General features: G+C 35.6%; 19 protein-coding genes and 3 pseudogenes. 16 read left to right on the forward strand and 6 right to left on the reverse strand.

Translation table 11 applies throughout. The features are described from left to right. The first annotated feature begins 80 nt into the window (after positions 1-80). From BSU00_RS07900 to BSU00_RS07940, 9 genes and pseudogenes are all read left to right on the forward strand, one after another. Entirely contained in the window at positions 81-506 is a 426-nt protein-coding gene (locus BSU00_RS07900; RefSeq protein WP_105003861.1) for a SufE family protein, read from the forward strand. A 9-nt stretch (positions 507-515) separates the two neighbouring features. Then, a complete protein-coding gene (locus tag BSU00_RS07905; RefSeq protein ID WP_105003862.1) occupies positions 516-836 on the forward strand; it encodes a DUF59 domain-containing protein in 321 nt (106 codons plus the stop codon). An 8-nt stretch (positions 837-844) separates the two neighbouring features. After that, complete coding sequence (locus BSU00_RS07910) at positions 845-1,357, forward strand: DUF2480 family protein (protein ID WP_105003863.1); 513 nt, start codon at positions 845-847, stop codon at positions 1,355-1,357. A 25-nt stretch (positions 1,358-1,382) separates the two neighbouring features. Then, the gene (locus BSU00_RS07915) at positions 1,383-2,231 is read left to right on the forward strand and encodes a DUF3078 domain-containing protein (RefSeq protein ID WP_105003864.1); all 849 of its coding nucleotides are present in this window, start codon (positions 1,383-1,385) and stop codon (positions 2,229-2,231) included. Positions 2,232-2,311: 80 nt separating this feature from the next. Further along, positions 2,312-3,139 (forward strand): annotated as a pseudogene (locus BSU00_RS07920) (DUF3078 domain-containing protein). 170 nt (positions 3,140-3,309) lie between these two features. After that, on the forward strand, positions 3,310-4,227 hold the full coding sequence (locus BSU00_RS07925; protein ID WP_105003865.1) for a hypothetical protein: 918 nt from the start codon (positions 3,310-3,312) through the stop codon (positions 4,225-4,227). A gap of 131 nt (positions 4,228-4,358) precedes the next feature. Continuing rightward, positions 4,359-5,113, forward strand: a pseudogene (locus tag BSU00_RS07930) (SDR family NAD(P)-dependent oxidoreductase). After that, positions 5,106-5,972, forward strand: a complete 867-nt coding sequence (locus BSU00_RS07935; protein ID WP_105003866.1) for an aldo/keto reductase family oxidoreductase — start codon at positions 5,106-5,108, stop codon at positions 5,970-5,972. Before BSU00_RS07930 ends, BSU00_RS07935 begins: the two are co-directional and overlap by 8 nt. A gap of 3 nt (positions 5,973-5,975) precedes the next feature. Continuing rightward, positions 5,976-7,118: an ATP-binding protein gene (locus BSU00_RS07940; protein WP_105003867.1), complete on the forward strand. Its 1,143-nt coding sequence runs from the start codon at positions 5,976-5,978 to the stop codon at positions 7,116-7,118. A 60-nt stretch (positions 7,119-7,178) separates the two neighbouring features. On the opposite strand, the gene BSU00_RS07945 is transcribed toward BSU00_RS07940, so the two are convergent. From BSU00_RS07945 to BSU00_RS07960, 4 genes are all read right to left on the reverse strand, one after another. Beyond that, the gene (locus tag BSU00_RS07945) at positions 7,179-8,372 is read right to left on the reverse strand and encodes a DUF1501 domain-containing protein (RefSeq protein WP_105003947.1); all 1,194 of its coding nucleotides are present in this window, start codon (positions 8,370-8,372) and stop codon (positions 7,179-7,181) included. Positions 8,373-8,383: 11 nt separating this feature from the next. Then, positions 8,384-9,757: a DUF1800 family protein gene (locus tag BSU00_RS07950; protein WP_105003868.1), complete on the reverse strand. Its 1,374-nt coding sequence runs from the start codon at positions 9,755-9,757 to the stop codon at positions 8,384-8,386. Positions 9,758-9,907: 150 nt separating this feature from the next. Then, positions 9,908-10,423, reverse strand: a complete 516-nt coding sequence (locus BSU00_RS07955; protein WP_105003869.1) for a hypothetical protein — start codon at positions 10,421-10,423, stop codon at positions 9,908-9,910. Positions 10,424-10,439: 16 nt separating this feature from the next. Continuing rightward, positions 10,440-11,273, reverse strand: a complete 834-nt coding sequence (locus BSU00_RS07960; protein ID WP_158254407.1) for an OmpA family protein — start codon at positions 11,271-11,273, stop codon at positions 10,440-10,442. A gap of 334 nt (positions 11,274-11,607) precedes the next feature. Between BSU00_RS07960 and BSU00_RS07965 the strand changes: the two genes are divergently transcribed. After that, entirely contained in the window at positions 11,608-11,937 is a 330-nt protein-coding gene (locus tag BSU00_RS07965; RefSeq protein WP_105003871.1) for an ankyrin repeat domain-containing protein, read from the forward strand. A gap of 86 nt (positions 11,938-12,023) precedes the next feature. Beyond that, entirely contained in the window at positions 12,024-13,112 is a 1,089-nt protein-coding gene (locus BSU00_RS07970) for a CNNM domain-containing protein (RefSeq protein WP_105003872.1), read from the forward strand. Between the two features lie 94 nt (positions 13,113-13,206). Here BSU00_RS07970 and BSU00_RS07975 read toward each other — a convergent pair whose 3' ends face one another. Next, positions 13,207-15,156, reverse strand: coding sequence for a DUF5686 family protein (locus tag BSU00_RS07975; protein WP_369820305.1), 1,950 nt, complete (start codon positions 15,154-15,156; stop codon positions 13,207-13,209). Next, positions 15,087-15,674, reverse strand: a complete 588-nt coding sequence (locus tag BSU00_RS13370) for a DUF5686 family protein (RefSeq protein WP_233188657.1) — start codon at positions 15,672-15,674, stop codon at positions 15,087-15,089. Before BSU00_RS13370 ends, BSU00_RS07975 begins: the two co-directional genes overlap by 70 nt. A 396-nt stretch (positions 15,675-16,070) precedes the next feature. Here BSU00_RS13370 and queG point away from each other — a divergent pair. From queG to sprA (BSU00_RS13715), 5 genes and pseudogenes are all read left to right on the forward strand, one after another. Next, positions 16,071-17,052: pseudogene (gene queG / locus BSU00_RS07980) on the forward strand (tRNA epoxyqueuosine(34) reductase QueG). 18 nt (positions 17,053-17,070) lie between these two features. Then, positions 17,071-19,368 carry an NADP-dependent malic enzyme gene (locus tag BSU00_RS07985; RefSeq protein WP_105003873.1) on the forward strand — a complete coding sequence of 766 codons (2,298 nt, stop codon included), beginning with the start codon at positions 17,071-17,073 and terminating at the stop codon, positions 19,366-19,368. Positions 19,369-19,420: 52 nt separating this feature from the next. After that, on the forward strand, positions 19,421-20,002 hold the full coding sequence (gene ruvA, locus BSU00_RS07990) for a Holliday junction branch migration protein RuvA (protein ID WP_105003874.1): 582 nt from the start codon (positions 19,421-19,423) through the stop codon (positions 20,000-20,002). A 5-nt stretch (positions 20,003-20,007) separates the two neighbouring features. Next, on the forward strand, positions 20,008-23,277 hold the full coding sequence (gene sprA, locus BSU00_RS13710) for a cell surface protein SprA (protein ID WP_255402316.1): 3,270 nt from the start codon (positions 20,008-20,010) through the stop codon (positions 23,275-23,277). Beyond that, on the forward strand, positions 23,208-25,469 hold the full coding sequence (sprA, locus tag BSU00_RS13715) for a cell surface protein SprA (protein WP_255402319.1): 2,262 nt from the start codon (positions 23,208-23,210) through the stop codon (positions 25,467-25,469). The genes sprA (BSU00_RS13710) and sprA (BSU00_RS13715) overlap by 70 nt, the downstream gene beginning before the upstream one ends. Positions 25,470-25,514: the final 45 nt, after the last annotated feature.

Below are 25,514 nucleotides of genomic sequence, written 5' to 3' on the forward strand. Positions count from 1 at the left end.
GATAAAAAATCCCTTTTTTATCGTAATTTTGCAGCATATAAATAAATTAGTCTTAGACTTTGCAAAAATAGTTTTAAAAAATGACTATCAAAGAAATACAAGAAGAAATTATCGAGGAGTTTTCTATGTTTGACGACTGGATGGAGCGTTACGAGTACATTATAGAACTCGGTAAATCTTTGCCTATAATTAAAGAGGAATTTAAACTCGAGGAAAATTTAATAAAAGGTTGCCAGTCTAAGGTATGGCTGCATTCTGAACTTGATCATCAAAACGTTAAGTTTACTGCCGATAGTGATGCCATTTTAACGAAAGGAATTGTTGCGCTTCTGTTACGTGTGTTTTCAGAGCAGCATCCCAGAGATATTATAGAGGCAGATACTAGTTTTATCGATGACATCGGTTTGAAAGAACATTTGAGTCCCACAAGAGCTAATGGTTTAGTTTCGATGGTGAAGCAAATTAAAATGTATGCAATTGCGCAACAATCAAAATTAACACAATAACTAAAAAAGATGACGGAAGAAAATTTAGAAGAATTAGGCGATAAAATAGTTCGAGTATTAAAAACAATATTCGACCCTGAAATTCCTGTAGACATCTATGAACTAGGTTTAATTTATGACGTTTTTGTGTCTGAGGAGAATGACGCTAAAATACTGATGACTTTAACCTCTCCAAATTGTCCTGTTGCAGAGTCGCTTCCTGTAGAGATAGAAGAAAAGGTAAAAACCCTCAAAGAAATTAATAATTGTGAGGTGGAGATCACTTTTGATCCTACTTGGACGCAAGATATGATGAGCGAGGAGGCTAAATTAGAGTTAGGACTATTGTAATAACCATTATGGCAGGAGAAATTGTAAATAGAGTGGCTAACTCTAAACTCGTAACTATTGATTTAGAAGATTTTTATCCAAAAGGTAAAAGGGTAGTTCTAGATATCAAGCCCTGGTTATTTCAGGAACTGGTTTTAAAAGAAAAAGAGTTTAGGCAGCGGGTTAGTGAGCATGATTGGGAACAATACCGAGGCGCCTATGTTGCGCTTACATGTAGTGCAGATGCAATTATTCCATCATGGGCCTATTTATTGTTATGCACCCATGTAAATGGATATGCAAAAAAAGTAGTCATTGGTTCTCTGGTACTCCTCGAGACACTACTCTACAAAGAAATCATTGATAAGGAAATTTTAATTGCAGATTTCGTAGATAAACCAGTAATAATTAAAGGATGTGCAAACAAACCAATACCAGATTCGGCCTACACGATGTTAATAGATAAAATTCAACCTGTAGCAAAACGAATTATGTACGGGGAAGCTTGTTCTATGGTCCCTTTGTATAAAAAATCCAACTAAAATCATTGTTCAACAAAAAAATGGCATGAAAAATTTCATTTGTGCACTTTTTATCCTTTATTCGTTTGTAACTTTTTCACAAGAAGAGAAGGATACTATTCCTCAGACGTGGAAAGTATCAGGAAAGTTAACTTTTTTGTTAAATCAATCTGCTTTCTCGAATTGGATTTCTGGGGGAAGTAATACTATTGCAGGTAATATTGGTTTGGATTATAACTTCAATTACAACAAAAAAAGGTGGCGATGGGATAATAAATTAATTACTTCCTACGGTCTAAGTCATATAGAAGACCAAGGGAACCGAAAAACGGACGATCGTTTAGAGTTCAATTCTATTTTAGGGCTTCGAGTAGGGAATCATTGGTTTTCATCTTTTTTCACCAATTTTATAACCCAATACAGCACAGGGTACGACTACAAGCAAGAACCAAAAGTTGCAATTTCTGATTTTATGTCTCCCGGATATTGGAGTTTTGGCCCAGGAATGCTATGGAAAAAATCGGACAATGAACGGTTAAATATTGCTCCGGCAACTGCTCGATTTACCTTTGTTTCGCGAGAATTTTCGGGAGAATATGGTGTAGAGGAGGGAGAATTATACGCATTTAGTTTAGGGTTTAACTTGTCGGCATACTATAAATTTAAATTGATGGAAAATATTCAAATGGAGCAAATTCTTGCTATTTATTCCGATTATCTGAACAATCCCCAAAATATAGATATTGATTATCAGTTAAATTTTTTCGTAAAGGTAAACAAGTACATTTCTACTAATCTTGGGCTCCACATGATTATAGATAATGACGCTTCAAGCAGAATACAGTTTCGACAAATTTTCGGTTTAGGCTTTAATTATATTTTTCCTAAAAAGTGACTTTCTCCGCTTAAATTGTCTCTATTCGGATTGTATGATGTAATTTTGCGCAAGGAAAAAAATAAATTTAAATAGAAACAATGAAAAAAGTTTTAGCTATTGCATTTTTATTCGGAGCGATGGTAATGAATGCACAAGAGGAAACCGAAGAGCCTGTTGAAGGCTGGACGAAGATAGGGAACATCTCTTTCTTATTTAATCAATCTGCTTTTGATAATTGGTTAGCGGGTGGAACAAATAGTATTTCAGGTACTTTAGGAGTAAATTATGATTTCAATTATTTAAGAGGAGATTGGTCTTGGGACAATAAATTAATTGCTTCTTATGGTTTAACCAAACTAAAAGGGGAGGAAATGCAAAAGACGGATGATCGTTTTGAATTCAACTCTGTTTTAGGTAAAAAGGCCTCAGGATATTGGTACTACTCATTATTTTTTAATTTTAAAACCCAATTGTCTTCGACATTTGTAGAGGGGGTGCAGGAATCGCACTTTTTTTTCTCCCGCATATTTTCAGTTTGGTCCTGGTATGTTGTGGAAAAATCGGATAACTTAAAGGTAAATATTGCACCATTTACGTCTAAACTAATTGTTGTAAGTTCTGATTTAACACCTGCTTTTGGTGTAGATTTAGGAAAGACTACTCGTTATGAGTTAGGAGCTTCTGTAAGTGGCTATTACAAGTTTGATCTTATGGAAAATGTTTCTGTGGAGAATATTTTAAACCTGTATGCCAATTATTTAGAAGATTTTCAAAATGTAGATATAGACTACACCGTTAATGTAATTATGAAAATTAATAAGTATTTGTCTGCCAATCTAGCACTGCAAACTATCTATGACGATAATGCGTTTAGAGGGTTTCAAACGAGAGAGGTGTTTGGTTTAGGAGTTAATTATGGCTTCTAATTTTTAAAACGAAATACAAACTAAAAGTCATCTTTTAAAAGATGACTTTTTTAGTTTGTAGGAATACTGCAATTAAGAATTTATCTTTGGATTATATCGAATTTATTTATAAATTAAAGATTTTGGCATACAATTTGAAATACATTTTTTGAAAATTAAACCTAACGCCCATGAAACGTTTAAAAATACTTTTTTTATTTTTTGCAACAAGCGCTATGTTCATCTCCTGTGATGATCCTATAGATGATGGTATATCGCTGAACCAATTATTGTCAAGCTACGATTTGTGGTATGTAGATTATAATAGAACGGAAGGAACAGGGGATGTTCCCTTTGTATCAAGAGCGTTTACCATGTCATTCTTTAATGGAAGAATGTTTGCGAATAATAATATTGCGGATATTGGTATTACAGGGAATGGTTTGGGGATAGAAGTAGGGAGTTATGGTACTTTCAGTACCGTATTAGAAACTAATCATATTATCGACGGAAGATACGATTTTGATGTTGTGCAGTTGTCTAGAAATCAAATTCGAATTGATTGTTTAGATACGAATGTTAGTTATTACTTAATTGGTTACCAAAGAAGTAATTTCGATTACGACATGTTATTTTATGACAATATCGAGTATTTTTTACAAGAATACGTAGCTTGGGAAAGAACTGGAATATCGGGAGGAATCGACAACGTATTTGACGAAGAACATTACTTAGAGTTTACTCCAGAAAATATTACAACATTTCGTTCTTCACAAGATCCTTTTGGCACAGATATTGATAATATCCTTTGGGATTTTGTGGGATCCTACGAGGTAACTGATGTTAGAGGCTATGAGTACCTTAAATATTTAACCCTGTATTACGATGGTGGCGATAGAGAAGAGTTTGAGCTTAACGTTTTAGACGACCAAACCATAGAATTGTATCATTTCGATTCTGATCGAGTGTATAGATTTAGCGGTAGAGGGTTTATTCAAATTCTTAAAGGAGACAAAACTAGTGCTAAAACGAAGGCTAAAAATAGAAATAGCAATCGAAAGAGAACACGAGTTAAAAGAAAAACAGTAGACAAAAGAGTTTTAAAATAAAGTTTGGTTAGTTGATTTTCGGTTGGTTGTAATGACCAACTGAAATAAACCGCTCCGCAAGGGGCGGTTTTATTTTTTATAAATACGGTATTTACATAAAAAAAGTACCTTTATATGAAATAAACAAAACCATGGTAAAGACCGCTTTTATAACTGGAGCAACCTCAGGAATAGGAAAGGCAACAGCTCAAATTTTGCAAAAGAAAAGTACAATTTAATTCTTTGCGGACGTCGTAAAGAAAAGTTAGAATCGCTTCAAAATGAACTTTCGAAGGAAGTAAATGTTCATATTCTTCAATTCGATGTTCGTTTTCAAAATCAGGTGCAGGAAGCGATTACAAGTTTACCGGATGCTTTCAAGCAGATTGATATCCTTGTTAATAATGCAGGAAATGCACACGGATTACATGCTATTCAAGAAGGAAGTATAGAAGATTGGGACGCCATGATTGACGGAAACGTGAAAGGCTTATTGTACGTCTCTAAAGCTATAATTCCTCAAATGGTAGAGAGAAATAGTGGCTTTATTGTAAATATTGGATCTATTGCAGCGAAAGAGGTTTATGCAAATGGAAACGTATACTGTGCCTCTAAATTTGCTGTAGATGCTCTTAATAAAGGAATGCGAATCGATTTAAATAAGCATAATATTCGCGTATGTGCCATTCATCCTGGATTAGTAGAAACAGAGTTTTCGAATGTCCGTTTTAAAGGAGATACAGCCCGGGCGAAAACGGTATATCAAGGCTATAAAGCTCTACAACCAGAGGATATTGCAGACGTTATTCAGTTTGTGGTTTCGAGGCCTTATCACGTGAATATTGAAGATTTAATCATATATCCAACTGCGCAAGCTAGTGCCACTATTTTGCATAAAAATGTCTAGTTTTTCCGACATTATAGCTGGCTGTATGGGTTGGGGTGTTTGGGGTGAAAATTTGTCCTCTAAGGAAATGACTATGCTTATGCACACGTGTTTAGAAAACGACATAACTACCTTCGATCATGCCGATATTTATGGTGATTACTCCACAGAAAGTTCTTTTGGAAAGGCCTTTGTTAATACATCTATTCCAAGAGAAAATATCCAGCTAATATCAAAATGTGGCATTCAATATTTGGGTAAAGCAAGAGCCAATAGAGTAAAACACTACAACTATTCTAAGGAGTATATAATTTGGAGTGCTGAGCGATCTTTGTCGAATTTAAAGACAGAATATTTAGATCTATTTTTATTGCATCGACCCAGTCCTTTAATGCATCCTCATGAAATTGCCGAGGCAATTTCTCAGTTACAAGACCAAGGAAAAATAAAGCAATTTGGAGTATCTAATTTTACAGCTAGTCAACTTCGTTTTGTTTCAGAATATATTCCTGTCTCGGTGAATCAAATAGAGATTTCTATCACGCATTTTTCTAGCATGTTAGACGGTACTTTAACACAGATGCAATTGTTAGAATGTATCCCAATGGCCTGGAAGCCTTTAGGTTCATATTTTAAAGAAAGTAACGCGAAAAACCTTAGAATAGAAAAAGAATTAAAATTTTTATCTGAAAAATACCAAGCTAGTACCAATCAACTTTTATTAGCATGGTTACTGCAACACCCCAGTGGAATTATTCCCGTTGTGGGGAGTACCAAAAGGGCGCGTTTGGAGGAAATGGCAAAGGTCAAACACTTCGCTTTAGAAATCGAAGATTGGTTTGCTCTGCTAGTAGCTAGTCAAGGACATAAAGTACCATAAACAATGATTAATAAAAGGCTTTTAATTAAAAACCTTCTTTCTAAGAGTGATGAGAATAGCTTTTACGATAAAAAGCAAAAGTTGTCTCTGCACACGCGTGAGGGTAAAGCTAAATTTATTAAGCATATTTGCGCTTTTTCAAATACCAATCCAGATAATAACTCGTATATGGTTATTGGAGTAGAAGATGAAAACAGTAAAATTATAGGTGTAGACTTTTTTGACGACAGTAAAATTCAGAATTTAGTAAATGCTTATTTACACAACCCACCCAAAATTGAATACGAAAATGTTCCTTTCCCAAGATTGGCCAGGCACAAGGTAATTGGGTTAGTTACCATATATCCTAATAAAGGAATTACCTCGCTTTCCAAAACCATTTGGAAGTACCCAAAAGGAACTGTATTTTACCGAAGGGGAAGTAATTCCTTGCCTAGTGAAAAACTAGTACAAATAGAGAATACCAATAAGAGTATTGTAGAAGCCATTGAGAGAAACGCAAGGAATAATATTGAACTTACTCTCAACGGAGTTTTTGATTTTTTTAAGCGGCATAAAAAAGAGTACGATCCAAAATATATCGTTTTTAAAGAACAATTTGTAGTATGCTGGGCTGGTAAAAAAACAACAATAGCATCGGAAATTTTTTACTCTAGGGTAGACATTGAATTGGTAAACGAACAAGTTCGATTGTTTTATTCTAACTTAGATGATGTTAAAATTTCATACAATCAGAATTCATTTATTATTACGGAATACATTCTTTTAGGTATCGATAGTTCCGATACGCATTATCCACTTGAAAAAACAGTGATTCATTTTAAAGACAATGGAATTCACGACATTGCCTCTGAGTTTTTATTTGACCCGCCACAATTCGATACAAAAATCTTGCACCATATTTACATTCAAAATAACGCCATAATCTCGAAAATTGAAGCGGGAATTGCACTCAGTAAATCAGAAGATGAAGCGGTATTAAAATTACCAAAATCCTATTTGATTTGTTATCTAAATGGTTTTATGGATGCCTCCGAACAATTGCGAAAAGTAAAGCCTTACATTCGCAATTTAAAAGACAAAACCACCTACATAAAATACAAAGAGGCACTGCGAATAATTCGTAAGGTAAAATACAGCCGGTAATTATTTATAGTGCCCTACCCAGTCTATTTTTTTCGGTAAAATTTTCCACTATTATAGTATTTAAAGGAAGTGTAATTTGGAAAATTCCTTGTTTAAAATTTGTGCATCATCCACTCCAAGCCAGCGGTCTAATACCGTAGCATATACCTCTCTAAAATCAATCTCATATTGCAAATCGCCATTAAAATCCAAGTTGCCTAAATCTGGTTGCCCCATGTATTTGTTTTGATTTTTTAGATTTTTACCAATGACAAAAACATTGTTCGCTGTTCCGTGATCTGTACCTTTTGCTGCATTTTGTTGTACTCTCCTTCCAAATTCAGAAAATGTTAAAATTAGCACATCATCAAATTTATTGTTAGTCTCTAAATCACTAACAAAATGGGCCATACTCTCCGCATATATTTTTAATAACCTCGCTTGTTTCATATTTTGATTAGCGTGGGTATCAAACCCACTAAGTGCGGCATAATATACCTGTGTTTCTAAACCAGAATTTATGAATTGTGCAATAGTTTTCAACTGTTTTCCGAAGACATTGTTTGGATAGGAATTCGCTGCGGTATTTGTATTGCTTTTTTCATAGATGTATGCTGCTGACGATTTGGCATCAATCATGGTATTGTATAGGTATCCTAAATTGTGTTCGCTAAGATGTTCGTCTTTGTAAAAGGATAGCACATCGTTAAAAAATGGTTGTTTTAAGGATTGATACAGCAATTTTGGATTTGTTACGGCTAAGCCATTTTGTTGTTTTCCTTTTAGCATTAAGGAAAGACTTTCATCTACCTCAATAGCATTGTAAGGTTGTGATTTTGTGCTATCCAAAAACCTACCAATCCAACCAGTTTGCAGGTATTCATTACTATTACTTGCGGTTTGCCAAATATCCGTAGAGCGAAAATGAGACCGGTTCGGATTGGGATATCCGACATTGTTTAAAATACTCAAATACCCGTTGTCATATAATTTTTTCAATGCACCAAGATTTTTATGCATACCAATATCATCGGTAAGCTTAAGAATACCATTGCTTTGAATACCTATATCTTTTCTTTTTTGATAGTAGATATCGTTTCTAAAAGGAATTATTGTATTTAAACCATCATTCCCTCCCTTTAATTGCACTATTACTACTTTTTTTGGGTTGAATATTTTAGCGGTATTTTGTTCAAAAGCCTTTACAAACTGTGGTACAAAAAACAAGCCTCCAGTGGCCAAAGATGATCTCTTTATAAAATTTCTTCTGTTCATTTCTTTTGTTTTTAGCATAATTGGTATTCTGGCAAGGATAGTAATTGTATACAAAAATCTTTTTTGGATACAGAATTGCTTTCCTTTAGTAATTCATAAACACCTGTATTTACCTCGGTAGCAAGAAGGCTTGTAATTAAGTCTTCGGGAAATAGGTTCTCATAATTTTCTTCAAAAACATTCCACTTTGCAATAGTTTTTATAAAGGTTTTCTTTCGCAACCTTTGGTTTTTTAAGTCGTTCACATCGTCTTCCAACCCACCTTTATCCGAGTAGGTTATTTGTGCATTGTTTAAAAGCACTGAAGGCAATCGCAGTCGGGTAACTATGGTATTGCTATCGATCCAAGATCTTCCACCTTTCCAACCCGCAACATTTGGCGGAAACAATAATACTTGGCCTAGTAATTTTTGCAAGAGCATCCCTTGTTTTTTGTTGGTAAGATCAAAGGGAACCGTAGTATGAATACCAGCAATTAGCTCTATTGGCGATTTAATTTTTGATCCAATATTATTCTCGCTGTAAAACCATTCGGAAGATAGAACAAAACGCATCAAGCTTTCTATGTTGTAAGACGGGTAGAAAACAGCAATCATCTCATCGATGTGATGCTCACATATTTTTTCATTTACAAAATACTGGTATATTTTGTTACATATAAAACGGGCACATTGTTTCTGGGATACGATAATATCGATTATAGCATCTCCGTCATAGTACCCCGTTTGCCCCATAAATGTCTTCAAACCTTGGTCTTGGTGTTTTTTATGAAGTATAAAATCACCATGAATAGTGTGATTGTATCCCGTAAAAGCTCTTGCGCATTCTTTAATATCTCGCTCTGTGTAATTGCCTTGGCCTAGGGTAAAAAGTTCTAGTAATTCTCGTGCAAAATTTTCATTAGGGCTTCGTTTTTTATTTTGCTTATTGTTTAAATATTTTAACATGGCAGGCTCTTTCGAAATTACCTTTACAAAGCTTTTAAAATCTCCCAGTGCATTTTCACGTAGTGTGTTGTTGTAGCGTTGCGCAAAAAGAACATACTTGTCTTCACAAACGAAATGATTGGCCCAAAACAAGGTCATTTTTTCCCGCAATAATTCTGTAGGGTTTAATATTCTATCCAACCATGCCTGATTTAAAGCTACAATTTTCTTTCTGCTAATTTTCATGATTTCCTTACGTTTTTTTTTGTCTTTGAAATCTTGAATCGCATAATTATCTAGGAAAGAAGTATCTATTTGTATTGGGTTATATGCTTGAGACGTTTTGAAAAGTAAATCTACTATTTCTGCCTTTTGCAAACCGTGCATTTCCGCTATTGATTTTGGGGTAATTCCGAACCCAACTCGGTGGTACAAATGTTGAATATGTCTTGTTTCCATACTTCTTAGACTATATTTTGTTAGGAAAGTTTAATGCATAGCTAGTCTTTATACATCCTAGTGCGTATTAGAATTTTATTTTTAGGCGAAAACAAGAAAAGCTTGGATATTTCACCAAGGCTTTTTGTATCTATTCGAATAGAACTTGTATTAAATTTTTCCTCCTTTAAGTTCGTCTTGCCATTGTACAAGTTTTTTCCACTGTCCTTCGTAGGCAAGTTTTGCTTGTGTTGGCCAAGTTCCCGGATTATGAACTCTATATCTTTCACCACCACTATTTAGTACTTCCTGACATTTTTCAACAGAGGTTTCTGATAATGCTCTCCATGTGGTGATGCCAAAATTAGTGAATAGCCCTTCGATTTTTGGCCCAATACCCTCGATTATTTTTAAATCATCATGGTTTATTTTTTTACCGTATGCTGCTTTTGCGGCCGCAGCGTCAAAAGGTAAATCTTGTGCTTTTGCGGCAGCGTTTAATTTCCCTTGCAACTCAGTTTTAGATTTTTCACAAGCGTCTAAATCACTTTCTAATTTGGCGATTATCGCAGCCGAGTCCTCTTTTTCATTGTTTGTACTTTTTCCTAATAAATATCCTAAGTAAGCACATATAGCACCTACAAGTAATGGTATTAACCAACATGGAATTATGTCAAATATATTCATCGTATTCTTAAATTTTTTATTTTATAATTATTTCAATTCTTCTATTTTTAGCGCGTCCTTTTGCGTTTTCATTACTTGCTACAGGACTATTTTCTCCATTAGAACTAGTGGAAATTTTATCGGCTGACACTCCTTGTTTTATAAGATAGTTCTTGCCAAAATTTGCACGAGCCTGTCCGAGATTATTGTTTAAATCGTCACTGCCCGTATTGTCTGTATTACCAATAATACGAACTGTTGCATTTGGAGTTTGTAGACAGGAAGCGATAGCCTTTAACTTTTCTTTTTGACTCGTATTAATGCCAGTGGTAGATTGCCCGATATTAAAATATATAAGCAAAGGCTTTTTTCTGAATTCCTCACAAATCGCCATTTTAGTGGTATCCGCGCTACTTTCGGTATTTAAGGTTTCCATGTCGAATTTTACAGGGCCATAAAGTATACCATTCTGATCTGGAATCATTGCATCGTTAAGTTTTCCAAATGTTTCCATAATTTCCGCAGGTACTCCTTTTTCTACCATATATTTTTTAACTGCTTCAGCTCTTGCTATTCCAAGGTTCTCATAAGAGGAAGTGTTTTTTTCATCACTTTTATAATATCCTGTGATTGCTATTTTTTTATTCGGATTGGTTTTAATATAATCCGCAACAGAAGCAACTCCATCTTGCACCAATACGGGTATTGGGTCTGCGATAGATGCACTAGAAGTATTAAAATTGAAATTATCATCTACAGTATAAGATAATTTTCCTAACGCATCCATTATTCTAAACGGAATCGAGGTAGGGTCTTTTACTGTAGGCTTTAAGCTTTCCTCAGTATTGGTGGTTTCCTCAGTAGTATTCATGCTTTCGGTACAACACACGTTGCAGCAGAGAAACCAGTAGAGAATAGTTCCAATAATGATAGTCAGCAAAATTAAAAGTAGGTAAGTTGATTTTTTGCTCATTAGTTAATCATTTATAATTTTGATTTCCAATTTATTAAAAATTAGTTAGACTAAGAAATTTAGTGTTTAAGAAAAATTTATGTTAAACTACTAAATATGTGTTAAGGTGTACTTTTTACTGAAACAAATTGTGATTCTTCTAGTCTTATCTGTAACATTTAATAATTAAACATTTGAATCGCATGAAAAATTTTTATTAGCAAGTTTAGTAGTTGTTTTAGGGGCAACAACAATGCAAGCAGCTACTACCGCAAACAACGAGATGAACCATTCAGTAACAGCTTATGCTGAATTAAGCACCATTTGTAAAATGATCCAAGCTGGAGAATACGATGCCGTTAAGGCCTTTATTGATAACGGAACTGATATTAATAGAAAATCTATGGGAATGACGCCTGCTATGTATGCAGCACGTTACAACAGGGTTGAAATTTTGAAACTATTAATTCAAAACGGAGCCAAATTAAAGTTAAAATCCTCTAATGGTTTTACTGCTTTAGACTATGCGAAAATGTCGAAAGCAAAGGAGGCATATGCTGTAATTGAGAAGGCGTTGCAATAGTTATAGTACATTTTATAAAGTTAATTGGATAAAAGACTGTCATAAAAGACAGTCTTTTTTAGTTATTTTAGCAAAAAATTTACACCATGACCTTATTACTTATTTACGCTACCTTATCTATTTTTTTTTCGTTTCTGTGCTCTATTTTAGAAGCGGTTTTGTTGAGTGTAACACCCACTTTTATCAATGTTAAAAAGAACGAGGGTAAAGGATATGCAAACCAACTTGAGGTCTTAAAGAAAGACGTAGACAAACCGTTAATTGCAATTCTAACCGTAAATACTATTGCGCATACTGTAGGTGCTATTTTAGTTGGGGTGCAGGCCGAACAATTACCTTATAAATTTGAAATTTTGGGGGTTAATGTTGTGGGTATCGTTTCTGCAATTATGACCATTTTGATTTTAGTTGTTTCAGAAATCATCCCGAAAACCATAGGAGCTACCTATTGGAAGTCTTTAGCAAACTTTGCAACCAAAGCGCTACGTGTATTAATCTTTCCATTGCGTTGGACCGGTCTTTTGTGGTTGCTACAGCTTACCACAAAGTTAATAGGAGGAAAAAGTGCTCATGGAGAAAGCGTTTTAAGTAGAGAAGATTTCACTGCAATGACCGATATTGCTGAGCAAGAAGGAGTTTTTCAGGAAAATGAAAGTAAAGTAATTCGCAACATGCTCGGGTTTAAAAATGTGCAAGCGAAACATATCATGACGCCGAGAACAGTAATGGTTATAGCGGATGAAAATCAAACGATTCAATCTTTTTTTAATGAAAATCAAGACTTGCGTTTCTCTAGAATCCCAGTTTTTTCAGAAAACTCGGACAATATTACAGGATACTTTTTAAAAGACCAATTACTACTCTCTCTGGTAAATAACGAGGGTGAAAAACCCTTAACAAGTATCAAAAGAGAGATCATAGTAGCCAATAGAGAGTTGTCTATACCCAACCTATTTGAAACCCTCATAGAACAGCGAGAGCATTTGGCTTTAGTAGTAGATGAGTTTGGAGCTGTAAGTGGTTTGGTTACCCAAGAAGACGTTATCGAAACACTATTGGGTTTTGAAATTATGGATGAAAGCGATAACGTTGCCGATTTACAGAGTTTTGCCCGAAAAAATTGGGAGCAAAGAGCAAAAAGATTAGGCATCATTGATGAAGAGGAAACAGAATAATATATCTCGTATCTTATTCTGTTCCATAGTAACTCGTTTATATTTTAGAGTATAAACAAATGGTATGTTTGTGAAAATCTCACGGTTTGTGTTCTTATAGTTTTAAGCCAAATACAATGCGATTCTCTTTTTTGCCATTAAGGCTAGATTGTACAAAATCAATCCGCAGTACTCTCCATTTTCCAAATCCTACATTGTCTAAACCAACAGAAAATTCCGAATAGGGTTTATTCCCTCCGGTAAATAGTCCTTTTGCTCCTGTTACTAGGTGAAAGTTTAATTTATTCAACAAAGGAATTTTACTCCATAAAGCCCCTTTAAAATTTTGTTCAGCATGTATTTCTCCATATTTGTCATTGGTTGATAGTGCATAATATGGAAGTGCTAAGAATCCTCGTGTATAATTGTTATCGGTTGCGATAAGTAGTCTATTTCCATTAAAATGGGCATAGTCTATAAATGGAATGTCTTTTTCCTCTAAGAAAATTCCTCCTCCTAGGTTGTATTTAAAATTACCTGCAGAGCCTAAAGCGATGTTTTGATAGGCACGAGCATACACAAAATCCGAATCCCAAGCGTGCTCTCCAGAGCCAAAATTCTTCCTATATCCAATTTGCATTGTTGGGTATTTTTTATTTCCAACAGTAATTTTTTGGTTTGGATAGGATAAATATTTTTGTCCGAATCGGATATAAGCTCCTATGTTCAATGAAAATATTTGGTGGGGCGTAAAAGCACTTGTAAAATTACCTGGCTCCTGAGGATTGTTAGAGGTGTATTGCACATCTTCTTGCGGAAACATCACGTAATCGGTAGTGTTAAAAAGAGGTTTGCGATCTGCAAATTCAAACGAAGAAAACAAGCGAATACCATTGGTTACCTCTTGCGAATAACTTGCCTTTGCATACGCTTTTTCGTAAATTTTCATATAATTTCTCTCAAAAAGAACAGAGCTAATTGTATTCCAAAAAGGAGAAATTGGATTGTTAGCATTGAATTGCGAAGTCGCCACTCCTCCTGAAATACGTAAATAAGGATAGCTTATATTATTCCATTTATAATTCAGGTATGCTTCTGGTCTTGCTCTTTTATCCGATATTCCATAATTTACATTAATTCCAGTAGAGAATCGTTTGCCTGTTTCGTTTAATCTTTTGGTAAAGTTAACTCCCATGGTAGAGTTCCAACCCTGTACGGTATTAAAATTGATTTTTAAAACTGGTGAACGGACACCAAAAGACCACTTTTCATAAGAATTATCATAATCATATCCTGAAATTAAGTCTATAATTCTAAATTTATTTCTCTTTTGGTCTATAGAGTCTAAATATTTTTTAGACTTTCTAACGGTTTGAATACTATCTTTTAAACGATAGTCTGAAACCTCCTCTGTAGTTAGGGAAACGGGACGAATAGCGTTCCAATAGGTCGTATCTTTTTTAGTAGCGTTTTTTGCAAAAGATAGCAGCTCATTATCAAAAGAATTTTCAGTAAAGTTGGGCTGAAAATTATAGTTAGAATAGGCTGCTGAAAAACGGCCATTGAAATTAAATCCTAACATTCCAGCTTCAAAGTCAATGGTTTGCGTTACTATAGCCCAAGCTTCAGAACTTACTACGTAATTGTAATTTTGTTTTATGTGAAGTTTTTTTACTGCCGGGATACCAACTTGCGCACCCCCAACTTCTAGATCGGTTCCGTATATTGCCCAAGCATCTTCCACCACATAGATGTAGCCAGTAAAGACCCGATCATTTTTTCGCTTTGGAAGAAGTTTTATCTTGTTCACCAATATTCCACTTTCGAGGTAAAATGTTCCTTCCAAGGCATATTTATAATACCCAAAAGCACCATCAGCAATAGGAGAAATCATCGAAGTATTTGCAATGGCGAATGTATTCTCATACAAATTGAAATTAACTTCATCTGCCTGGTTAAAACTTATCCCGTTGTCGCGTCCGGAAACTTTAGAGGCTAGAATGTGTTCTTTAAAACGCTTTGGTTTTTTTGATATTGAATTGTAGAGATGGTTTCTGAAAGATATACAATGCCACTTCTAGTGGAATCTAAGCCGCCGCCAAAATCTCCTAGTTCTTGTCCGAGAAACTTTTTGGGAGCATTTTTGATTTTAAATAGTCCTCTAGAGTAAAAGTTGGCTTTATATGCCGCTAATTTATCGGTATTCTTGTCTTTATTTGCAATTGCATTCCGTATAATTTGATTGGCAGGGTTTTCTTTGGAAGAAATAGAAACTTCCTCTAATGAAATTTGTTCTTCCTCCAAGGAAACATCTAGTAGCAGTGGTTCCCCTGCATAAGAAACAGATTTTTGAATGGTTTTATACCCTAAAAATTGGAATACCACGTTGTAATTACCTCTTTTCGTTACTTTTAAAATATAATTTCCGTTGGTGTTGGTAGTGGTGCCCGTGACACTGTTTTCTAACAGCACACTTACAAAGTGGAGCGGTGTGCCATTTTTGTCGGTTACTTTTCCTTTTATTTGACCAAAGGCGTTACAATAACCTAGGCATAAAATTACAAGTATTAATTTTTTCATCATCGTAGTTTGGATTAGTTACCTACAAACATAAAAGCTATTTGTATTACTATTGGAACACAAAAATGTTAAGCTTCTCCAAAAGAAAACTTAAAAATGAAGGGCTACACTTTTTAGCCTTGTTTTTAAAGCAATCAAATTTCACTCGAATTCAATTGTGTATTGTATCGGTGTTTTTAATTTTGTGGTAATTTAACAAGTTAAAAATACTAGTATTTTTAAAACTTTAGGTAGCTTATAAAATCTCTTTGGGTCGTCGCAGTATTTTTTTAGGCCACAATCCAGTCTTTTTTGGAGAACTTTTACTGGGATATTTTTGAATTTGTTGGGAATGTAAAGACAAAGGATGCTGTAAAAATAAAAGTTTTGGTAATTTTGTATTTTGAAGAAAAACGTCGGATGAAAACAAAACAGCAATATTCTCAATTTATTAAAAACCAAGCGAAAAGACTCGGGTTTTTAGGTTGTGGTATTGCCAAAGCAGAATTTTTAGAGGAGGAAGCACCTAGCTAGAACAATGGCTACAGAATGGTTTTCAAGGAGAAATGCAGTATATGGAAAATCACTTTGACAAAAGACTAGATCCTACATTACTCGTAGATGGTGCTAAATCAGTTATATCGCTTTCGTATAATTATTTTCCGAAGGAACACCAAGTTGCAGATAGCTATAAAATTTCCAAATATGCCTATGGTCAAGATTACCATCATGTTATCAAGGATAAACTTCGAGAATTATTACAATCCATAAACGATGAAATTGGAGAGGTTTCAGGAAGGTGTTTTGTAGATTCTGCACCCGTTTTGGAACGAGCTTGGGCAACCAGAGCAGGTTTAGGTTGGAACGGGAAACATTCGCTATTAATCCAGAAACAGCAAGGGTCGTTCTTTTTTTTGGCAGAACTAATACTCGATTTAGAATTAGACTACGACCATCCTTTTACCACAGACCATTGTGGTAGTTGCACCAAGTGCATTGATGCTTGTCCTACGGATGCTATTCTTCCTAACAATACCGTAGACGGCAGTAAATGTATTTCTTATTTAACCATAGAACTGCGAGATGCAATACCAACGAGTTTTACCGATAAAACTGCCGATTGGATGTTCGGTTGTGATATTTGTCAGGACGTTTGTCCTTGGAATCGATTTTCGAAGCCGCATGCAGAACCATTGTTTAGTCCTAATCATGAATTGTTACAGATGCTAAGCCAGACTGGGAGGAATTAACCCAAGAGACCTTTCGTAAAGTTTTTAAAAAGTCTGCTGTAAAAAGAACCAAATTTACCGGATTACAAAGAAACATCACTTTTTGCAAAAAAAGAAATGTAAAAGCATCATTTTTACTTTACGTCATTACAAAATGTATATTTGTAAGCTAAAACAAACAACAATTTCAAATGAGTGAATCAAGAAAGCGACGAGAGGCTTTGCTATATCATGCCAAGCCCAAACCTGGTAAGATATCTGTTGTACCCACTAAAAAATATGCTACGCAGCACGATTTGTCGTTGGCATATTCTCCTGGTGTGGCAGAGCCTTGTTTGGAAATAGCAAAAGACAGAGACAACGTATATAAATATACCTCTAAAGGGAATTTGGTAGCTGTTATTTCCAATGGAACTGCAGTACTAGGATTAGGAGATATTGGTCCGGAGGCATCCAAACCAGTGATGGAAGGAAAAGGCTTATTATTTAAGATTTTTGCAGATATCGATGTTTTTGATATCGAGGTAGACACCACTGATGTAGATAAATTTATCGATACAGTGAAGGCGATTGCTCCAACTTTTGGAGGAATTAACTTAGAGGATATCAAAGCACCAGAGGCTTTTGAGATAGAGAGGAGATTAAAGGAAGAATTAGATATTCCGGTAATGCATGATGACCAGCACGGAACCGCTATTATTTCCGCAGCTGCTTTAATTAATGCCCTGGAAATTAATGGAAAAGATATCGAAAAGGTTCAGATCGTAGTTAATGGAGCGGGTGCAGCTGCAATTTCATGTACACGCTTGTATCTTGCACTTGGAGTGAGGAGAGAGAACGTAATTATGTGCGATAGCAAAGGAGTAATTAGAAAAGATAGAGAAAATTTAACGCCACAAAAAGCCGAATTTGCAACCGATAAAGATTTACATAGCCTAGACGAAGCTATGCTAAATAGCGATGTTTTTATAGGACTTTCGAAAGGAAATGTAGTAAGTCCGGAGATGCTATTATCTATGGCAAAAAATCCTATTGTTTTTGCAATGGCAAATCCTGAGCCAGAAATTACGTATGATTTAGCGGTGGCTACTCGCGATGATATTATCATGGCTACAGGAAGATCTGACAATCCAAACCAAGTAAACAACGTTTTAGGGTTTCCATTTATCTTTAGAGGTGCATTAGATGTTAGGGCAACGAAGATAAATGAGGAAATGAAAATGGCAGCAGTATACGCTTTGGCAGATTTAGCCAAGAAGTCAGTTCCAGAGCAAGTAAATATAGTTTATGATGAGGTAAGTTTATCGTTTGGAAAAGACTATATTATACCAAAACCTTTCGACCCAAGGCTTATTTATGAAATTCCTCCGGCAATCGCTAAAGCGGCAATGGACTCGGGCGTTGCAAAAGAACCAATTAACGATTGGGATAAATACCGCGATGAATTAATGGATCGCTCTGGTTCTGGAAGTAAGGAAATACGATTATTACACAACAGAGCAAAGAAAGACCCTAAAAATATAGTTTTTGCAGAGGCAGATCATCTGGATGTTCTCAAGGCGGCGCAGCGTATTTATGAAGAAAAGATGGGAGTACCAATTTTGCTCGGAAGAAAGGAGGTCATCTTAGAATTGAAGAAAGAGCTTGGTTTTGTGGGAGAAGTTCCAATTATTGATCCAAAACAAGATGAGGAGAAAGAGACTAGAACCCGATATGCTGAAATTTTTTGGAGGTCACGCCAACGGAAAGGAATTACCTTATTTGAGGCGAAAAAATTAATGCGAGAACGAAATTATTTTGCAGCTATGATGGTGAATACCGGAGAAGCAGATGCACTTATTACTGGTTATGCAAGGCCTTACGCATCGGTGGTAAAACCAATGCTCGAACTCATCGAAAAAGATAAAGGAGTTTCTCGCGTTGCGGCAACAAACTTAATGCTTACCAAACAAGGTCCTATATTCTTAGCAGATACCACTATTAACATCAATCCGACAGCAAAAGACCTGGCTAAAATTACACAATTAACCTCTGGTCTTGCTAAAATGTTTGGTGTGAAACCTAATATCGCGATGTTAGGATTTTCAAATTTTGGCTCTGCCAATTCGGAGAGTTCCGTTAAAATTCGCGAAGCAGTTTCTTATATACACAGAAATTTCCCAAAAGTAGTAGTGGATGGAGAGTTACAAGCTGATTTTGCTTTTAATCCTGCACTTTTAGCAAAAGAGTTTCCATTTTCAAAATTAAATGGGAAGAAAGTAAATGTGTTAATTTTTCCGAATTTAGAGGCAGCCAATATCACCTATAAACTCATGAAGCAACTCGATGGTGTTGAATCTGTAGGTCCTATTTTAATGGGGATGAGTAAACCAGTACATATTATTCAATTAGGGGCAAGTGTAGATGAGATGGTTAATATGGCCGCTGTTGCTGTTGTGGATGCACAAAACAGGGCTAGAATTAAAAAGCAATCGGAGGTAGAGATTTAAATTTGTTTAAAAGTTTTTTTATACTTTAGACAGCGCAGAAAACCAAACTTTAATGATTACACAAATAAGAGGCAGACTTGTAGAAAAAAATCCAACGTATGCCGTTGTAGATTGTAATGGAGTAGGATATTTATTGCACATTTCTTTGCATACCTTTTCCGCTTTACCAGAGGAGGAGAGCGTGACCTTGTATACCCATCTTTCTATTCGTGAAGACGCACATACACTATTTGGTTTTTCCAGTAAAATGGAAAGGGAGGTTTTTTTATTATTGGTTTCTGTCTCCGGGGTAGGACCAAGTACTGCACGAACCATGCTGTCTTCGATGACGGCCCAGGAAATTCAGCATGCAATTGCATCCGAAGATGTGAAACTCATTCAATCTGTAAAAGGTATTGGAGCTAAAACAGCACAACGCATCATCGTGGATCTAAAAGATAAAATAGTTAAGATTTTTGGTGTAGATGAAGTTTCTGTTGTTCAAAACAATACAAACAAGGAAGAAGCGTTATCTGCTTTAGAGGTATTGGGCTTTTCACGAAAACAGGCAGAAAAAGTAGTGCTTAATATCCTAAAAGAAACACCAGACGTAAGTATAGAGAAACTGATAAAACTGGCATTAAAAAACTTATAATAACGTTGAAAAATACATTTGTTAATAAATTAGTTACAACACTTACTTTACTGGTAAGTGTTGTTTCGTTTTCACAAAACGTTGCCAGTGCTAGTCAAATAGTAAAGAAGGATACCGTAATTCCTTTAAAATATAATTTTAAGTACAACCAACAAGGATCTTTATTTCTTAACAATCCTTCCGAATACACAGTTTACTATGATGAGGTTTTAAAGAAGTTTGTACTATTAGAAAAAATAGGAGACTACACCATAGGAAACCCGATATTCATGACCATGGAGGAATATGAAAAATTCCGACTTAATCAGGATATTAAATCCTATTTTAAAGAAAAGCTAGATGCTACGGATACAAGAAAGAAAGGAAGTAAAGAAGCAAGAAAGAATTTATTGCCAAAATACTATGTGAATTCTAAGTTTTTTGAGTCTGTTTTTGGAGGGAATAGTGTAGAAGTAATTCCAAGAGGACAAGTCAATATTAAATTAGGAGGGATATATCAGAACAACGAAAATCCGCAAATTTCAATTGACAATCAGAGTAGTTTTACCTTCGATTTTGACCAACAAATAAGCGCAAGTTTACAGGCAAAAGTTGGAACTCGATTACAAGTAACTGCAAATTATGATACCCAATCTACCTTCGATTTTCAAAATCTGATCAAGTTAGAGTATACGCCTACTGAGGATGACATAATTCAAGGAATTGATGCCGGTAATATTAGTATGCCCATAAAAAACTCTCTGATTAATGGTGCACAAGCACTTTTTGGAATAAAGACAGACTTACAATTCGGAAAAACCAAAATAACAGCTGCTTTTTCACAGCAAAACTCACAGTCTAAAACAGTAGTTTCTGAAGGAGGTGCTACAATTGAAGAGTTTGAGTTTAGAGCCTCTGATTATGATAACGACCGACACTTTTTCCTATCGCAATATTTCCGGGAGAATTATAAAAAAGCATTAAATCAATATCCATTAATTAACAGTCCTATCAACATAACTAGGGTGGAGGTTTGGATCACCAACCAAACCCAAAATGTGAATGATTTTAGAAGTATCGTAGCCGTGGCAGATATCGGAGAATCGAACTCCTCGGCAACTTCCGATAACTTAGTAAACAATACTGTGGTAGATCCTTCGATAAGCCCGGTTCGCGTTGGTGCATCCAATTTACCATACAATGAGGTTAATAAAGTAAAAGATCTTTTGGTAGAAAATGGTCCTATTCGAGATGTTGCAACACTTACCAATGCTTTTGCCGATGCAGGAATTACTGGAACAGTACAAGGTTCGGATTATTCTTATTTACAGAATGCCAGGAAATTACAACCCAATGAATACACTTTAAATTCCCAATTGGGATATATTTCCTTAAATAGACGTTTAAACGATGGGGAGGTATTAGCCGTTGCCTATGAATATACAGTGGTAGGGGCAACCGAAAATGGCGCACCAAGTAGCACCTCTGTTTTTAAAGTAGGAGAGTTTTCAAACGATGGTATTATCGCACCAGATAATTTAGTAGTAAAACTTTTACGAAGTGAAATCCTCTCTACAACAAGATCCAATGACAATTCCAAGCCTTTTCCAACCTGGCAATTAATGATGAAAAACGTATATGCCATCAGCGCGTATACGCTGCAGCAGGAGGGTTTTCGTTTCGAATTATTGTATCGTGATGATGAAACAGGAACGCTACAAAACACCCTACAAAACGCTGTAAGTTCTGATATCGGAAATACGCCATTAATGCAGGTATTTCATATAGATCGTTTAGACCAAAGCCAATATCAGGTGCCTGGGGGAGATGGTTTTTTCGACTTTATTGAGGGGGCTACTGTTAATGCCCAAAAAGGATATGTTATTTTCCCAGATCCTGAGCCCTTCGGAACAAATTCTTATCTAGACAATAAGCTAGTTGGCAACGATAAAGATAAATATTTGTTTGAAGAGTTGTATTTAACCACTAAAATCCAAGCTAAAAACGAATACCAGAACAAAGATAAATTCTTTCTAAAAGGGTATTACAAATCGGAATCTAGCAGAGGAATATCACTAGGAGCATTTAATATTCCGAGAGGTTCTGTAAATGTTACCGCAGGAGGAAGACAGCTCGTAGAGGGAATAGATTACGTGGTAGATTATCAATTGGGAAGAGTACAAATTCTCGACCCTGGCTTAGAGGCTTCTGGAGTTCCAATTAATGCTACGGTAGAAAACAATACTTTTTTTAACCAACAACGTAAAACTTTTATAGGAGTAGACGTAGAACATCGCTTTTCGGAAGATTTTACGCTAGGAGGAACTTTTTTAAACGTTAGTGAAAAACCAATTACGCCAAAAGTAAATTTTGGAGGAGAACCGATTAATAATGTGATGCTAGGTTTGAATTTAGACTACTCTTCTGAGGTGCCCTATCTAACGAAATTAGCAAATAAACTCCCCTTTGTAGAGACCGATGTGGTTTCTAATGTTTCGGTAAGAGCGGATATGGCATATCTTCTACCAGGATCACCAAGTGGTATTGATGTTAACGGAACGGCAACTTCTTATGTAGATGATTTTGAAGCTTCACAAATACCAATAAATCTTAATGCGCCTCAACAATGGTTTTTGGCCAGTACCCCAGAATCGCAAGGTTTTGAAACCGACGGTAAGCAAGTAAACCAATTAGATTACAATAACCGTCGTGCCAAATTAGCATGGTACAATATTGACCAACTTTTTTATGGTACTACGAACCGACCATCCAATATCAATGAAAATGAATTATCGAGAGATCAGGTACGACAAATTAGATATGAAGAGTTATTTGATATCGATTTAGATATTACCCAGCAAAATTTGGTGCGAACCCTAGATTTGGCTTTTTATCCGGCAGAGCGAGGCCCTTACAATTACAATACCAATCCCGATGAGGCAGACATTGATGCAAGTAATGACAAAGTATCTTTGTTAAAGCCAGAGGAGAACTGGGGAGGAATCATGCGTTCGTTAACTACAAATAATTTCGAGCAGGCCAACGTAGAGTACATTCAATTTTGGCTAATGGATCCCTACGAGAATTATTCGATTACAGAAGAAGAAGGATTTCCTTCCAATTTAAATCCTAACGACCCTACTAATTACACTGGTAAACTTTTTATAAATCTTGAAATATTTCCGAAGATATTTTACGTGATGGAAGCAAGCAATATGAAAATGGACTGCCGGAAGATGGAGAAAAGATCGAAGGTAATAATGTACGAGAATCAGTTTGGGGATATACGCCTATAAATCCTTCAATTTTATATGCTTTTGCTGCAGAGGATCTCGCGCGAACTAACCAAGATGTTGGTTTGGATGGTCTATCCGATTCCGATGAGAAAAAACCGAGTACTTCCGAAGATCCAATAAACGGAAGGCTAAATCCTTTTCCATTAGAATACCGACAGTTATCCGATCCTTCTGGGGATAATTTTCAATTTTTTAGAGGTAGTGAATTAGATGCTAATAATGCTTCTATTTTGTCGCGATACAAAGACTATAACAATACCCAAGGAAATTCACCTACCGCAAATCAGTCTACAGAATCGTACCCTACTTCCGCAACCACTTACCCAGATACAGAGGATATCAATAAAGACCAAACCATGAATCCGGTGAGTAGTTATTTTGAATACGAAATATCTATGGATAGAAGCGATTTACGTTTAGGACAAAACTATATCGTAGATGAAAAGGAGAGTACGATTGTTTTAGCAAACGGCCAAAATCAAACTACCAAGTGGTACCAATTTCGTATCCCAATACGAAATGTTGAAGACGACCAAAGAATTAACGGTATTACCGATTTTAACAGCATACGCTTTATCAGAATGTTTGTGACGCAGTTTAAAATTCCGGTAGTTTTACGATTTGGTGAGTTAGAACTTGTACGAAGTGATTGGAGAAGGTATACCCAGGGTTTAGACAGCCAACAATTAAATAATTTTGAAATCGGTGTGGTGAACATCGAACAGAATAATGATAAATATGCTTTACCTCCAGGTATTCAGCGAGAGCAGCTACAGGGAACGAATAGAATTCAACGACAAAACGAGCAGTCTGTTACCCTAAAAGTAACCGACCTTCCTGCAGACTCTACAAGAACTATTTACAAAAATATCAGTATTGATATGCGAAGGTATAAAAACCTACGTATGTATTTGCACGCAGAGGATCCTGATGGGTTAGCAAAGCAAGGCGAGAATTCAGAGACCGCTGCTATAATTCGTTTAGGTACCGATTTGAATGACAATTACTACGAAATTGAAAAGCCACTTATTTATTCCGCAACCAACGGAACTCCAGTGCCCGATAAAGTTTGGCCTGTGGAGAACAATTTAGAAATTCTCTTAGAAGAATTGGCAGGTTTAAAGTTGGAAAGAACCGGAAGTGCCTCGGATGTGTATACAGGAGTTAGTTCTAATGGTTTAAAAATATCGGTTAAAGGGAATCCGACGCTGGCACAAATACGAACCGTGATGTTAGGAGTTAAGAACGAGTCGGCTTCTGCAAAATCAATTGAGGTATGGTTTAACGAATTACGCGTAGTTGGATTCGATAACAAAGGAGGATGGGCAGCAGTGGTAAATGCAGATGCAAACCTTGCTGATGTCGCAAATATTTCTTTAGGTGGTCGTATGTCTACCATTGGTTTTGGTAATGTAGAGGATCGAGTGCAACAGCGAAGTTTAGAGGAGATTAAGCAGTACAATATCGCAACCAATATAGAGCTTAATAAAGTGCTAATGCCAGCGAAGTGGAACATGCAAATTCCGATGAGTTATAGCTATGGGGAGGAATTTAGAGATCCCAAATACGACCCGCAATTCCAAGATATTGAAATTGAAGACGCAAAAGAAAATGGTTCTGAGTTGGCAAAGAAAAATATTGCCAATGCTCAAGATTATACAAGGCGAAAAAGTATTAGTTTTATCAATGTAAAAAAGAACAGAAACCCCGAGAGTAAGAAAAAACAGAAATTCTACGACGTAGAGAATTTCTCTGTTTCCTATTCTTATAACGAAGAGTTTCACAAAGATTACAATATTGAAAAGTTTATCAATCAGAACTTGATGGCAGGCGCAAATTATAATTTTAATTTTACTCCTTTTGTTGTCGAGCCCTTTAAAAAATCAAATACTTTTAACAGCAAGTATTTGCGCTTTATCAAAGATTTTAATTTAAATCCAGTACCCAAAACTATCGCTGTTAACTCGAGAATCAACCGAAATTATAGTTCTCAAAAATCTAGAAACCTGATTGAAGGGTTAACACCGCAGCCAGAACTTAAACAGCGAAATTTTGCCTTTAATTGGGATTATACCATTGGTTTTGATTTAACCAAGTCGTTACAACTTAATTTCAACGCCACCAATAGTCACATATACGATAGCTTTGGTAGGGAAGAAGACCTAGATATTTACGACAAGTTTTTGATGTAGGACGTCCTAATAGTTACCATCAAAATTAAATGCTACCTATAAAGT

Origin of the sequence: Tenacibaculum sp. SG-28, from assembly GCF_002954385.1 — a bacterium.
In the GTDB taxonomy this organism is placed as follows: Bacteria; Bacteroidota; Bacteroidia; order Flavobacteriales; family Flavobacteriaceae; genus Polaribacter.

Coding starts and splice junctions, on each gene's coding strand:
- BSU00_RS07960 (WP_158254407.1), bottom strand. CDS start 11,273: ATGAATACTACTGAGGAAACCACCAATACTGAGGAAAGCTTAAAGCCT.
- BSU00_RS07940 (WP_105003867.1), top strand. CDS start 5,976: ATGATTAATAAAAGGCTTTTAATTAAAAACCTTCTTTCTAAGAGTGAT.
- BSU00_RS07965 (WP_105003871.1), top strand. CDS start 11,608: ATGCAAGCAGCTACTACCGCAAACAACGAGATGAACCATTCAGTAACA.
- ruvA (WP_105003874.1), top strand. CDS start 19,421: ATGATTACACAAATAAGAGGCAGACTTGTAGAAAAAAATCCAACGTAT.
- BSU00_RS07910 (WP_105003863.1), top strand. CDS start 845: ATGGCAGGAGAAATTGTAAATAGAGTGGCTAACTCTAAACTCGTAACT.
- BSU00_RS07985 (WP_105003873.1), top strand. CDS start 17,071: ATGAGTGAATCAAGAAAGCGACGAGAGGCTTTGCTATATCATGCCAAG.
- BSU00_RS07955 (WP_105003869.1), bottom strand. CDS start 10,423: ATGAATATATTTGACATAATTCCATGTTGGTTAATACCATTACTTGTA.
- BSU00_RS07935 (WP_105003866.1), top strand. CDS start 5,106: ATGTCTAGTTTTTCCGACATTATAGCTGGCTGTATGGGTTGGGGTGTT.
- BSU00_RS13370 (WP_233188657.1), bottom strand. CDS start 15,674: ATGATGAAAAAATTAATACTTGTAATTTTATGCCTAGGTTATTGTAAC.
- BSU00_RS07915 (WP_105003864.1), top strand. CDS start 1,383: ATGAAAAATTTCATTTGTGCACTTTTTATCCTTTATTCGTTTGTAACT.
- BSU00_RS07970 (WP_105003872.1), top strand. CDS start 12,024: ATGACCTTATTACTTATTTACGCTACCTTATCTATTTTTTTTTCGTTT.
- BSU00_RS07905 (WP_105003862.1), top strand. CDS start 516: ATGACGGAAGAAAATTTAGAAGAATTAGGCGATAAAATAGTTCGAGTA.
- BSU00_RS07900 (WP_105003861.1), top strand. CDS start 81: ATGACTATCAAAGAAATACAAGAAGAAATTATCGAGGAGTTTTCTATG.
- BSU00_RS07925 (WP_105003865.1), top strand. CDS start 3,310: ATGAAACGTTTAAAAATACTTTTTTTATTTTTTGCAACAAGCGCTATG.
- BSU00_RS07950 (WP_105003868.1), bottom strand. CDS start 9,757: ATGGAAACAAGACATATTCAACATTTGTACCACCGAGTTGGGTTCGGA.
- BSU00_RS07945 (WP_105003947.1), bottom strand. CDS start 8,372: ATGAACAGAAGAAATTTTATAAAGAGATCATCTTTGGCCACTGGAGGC.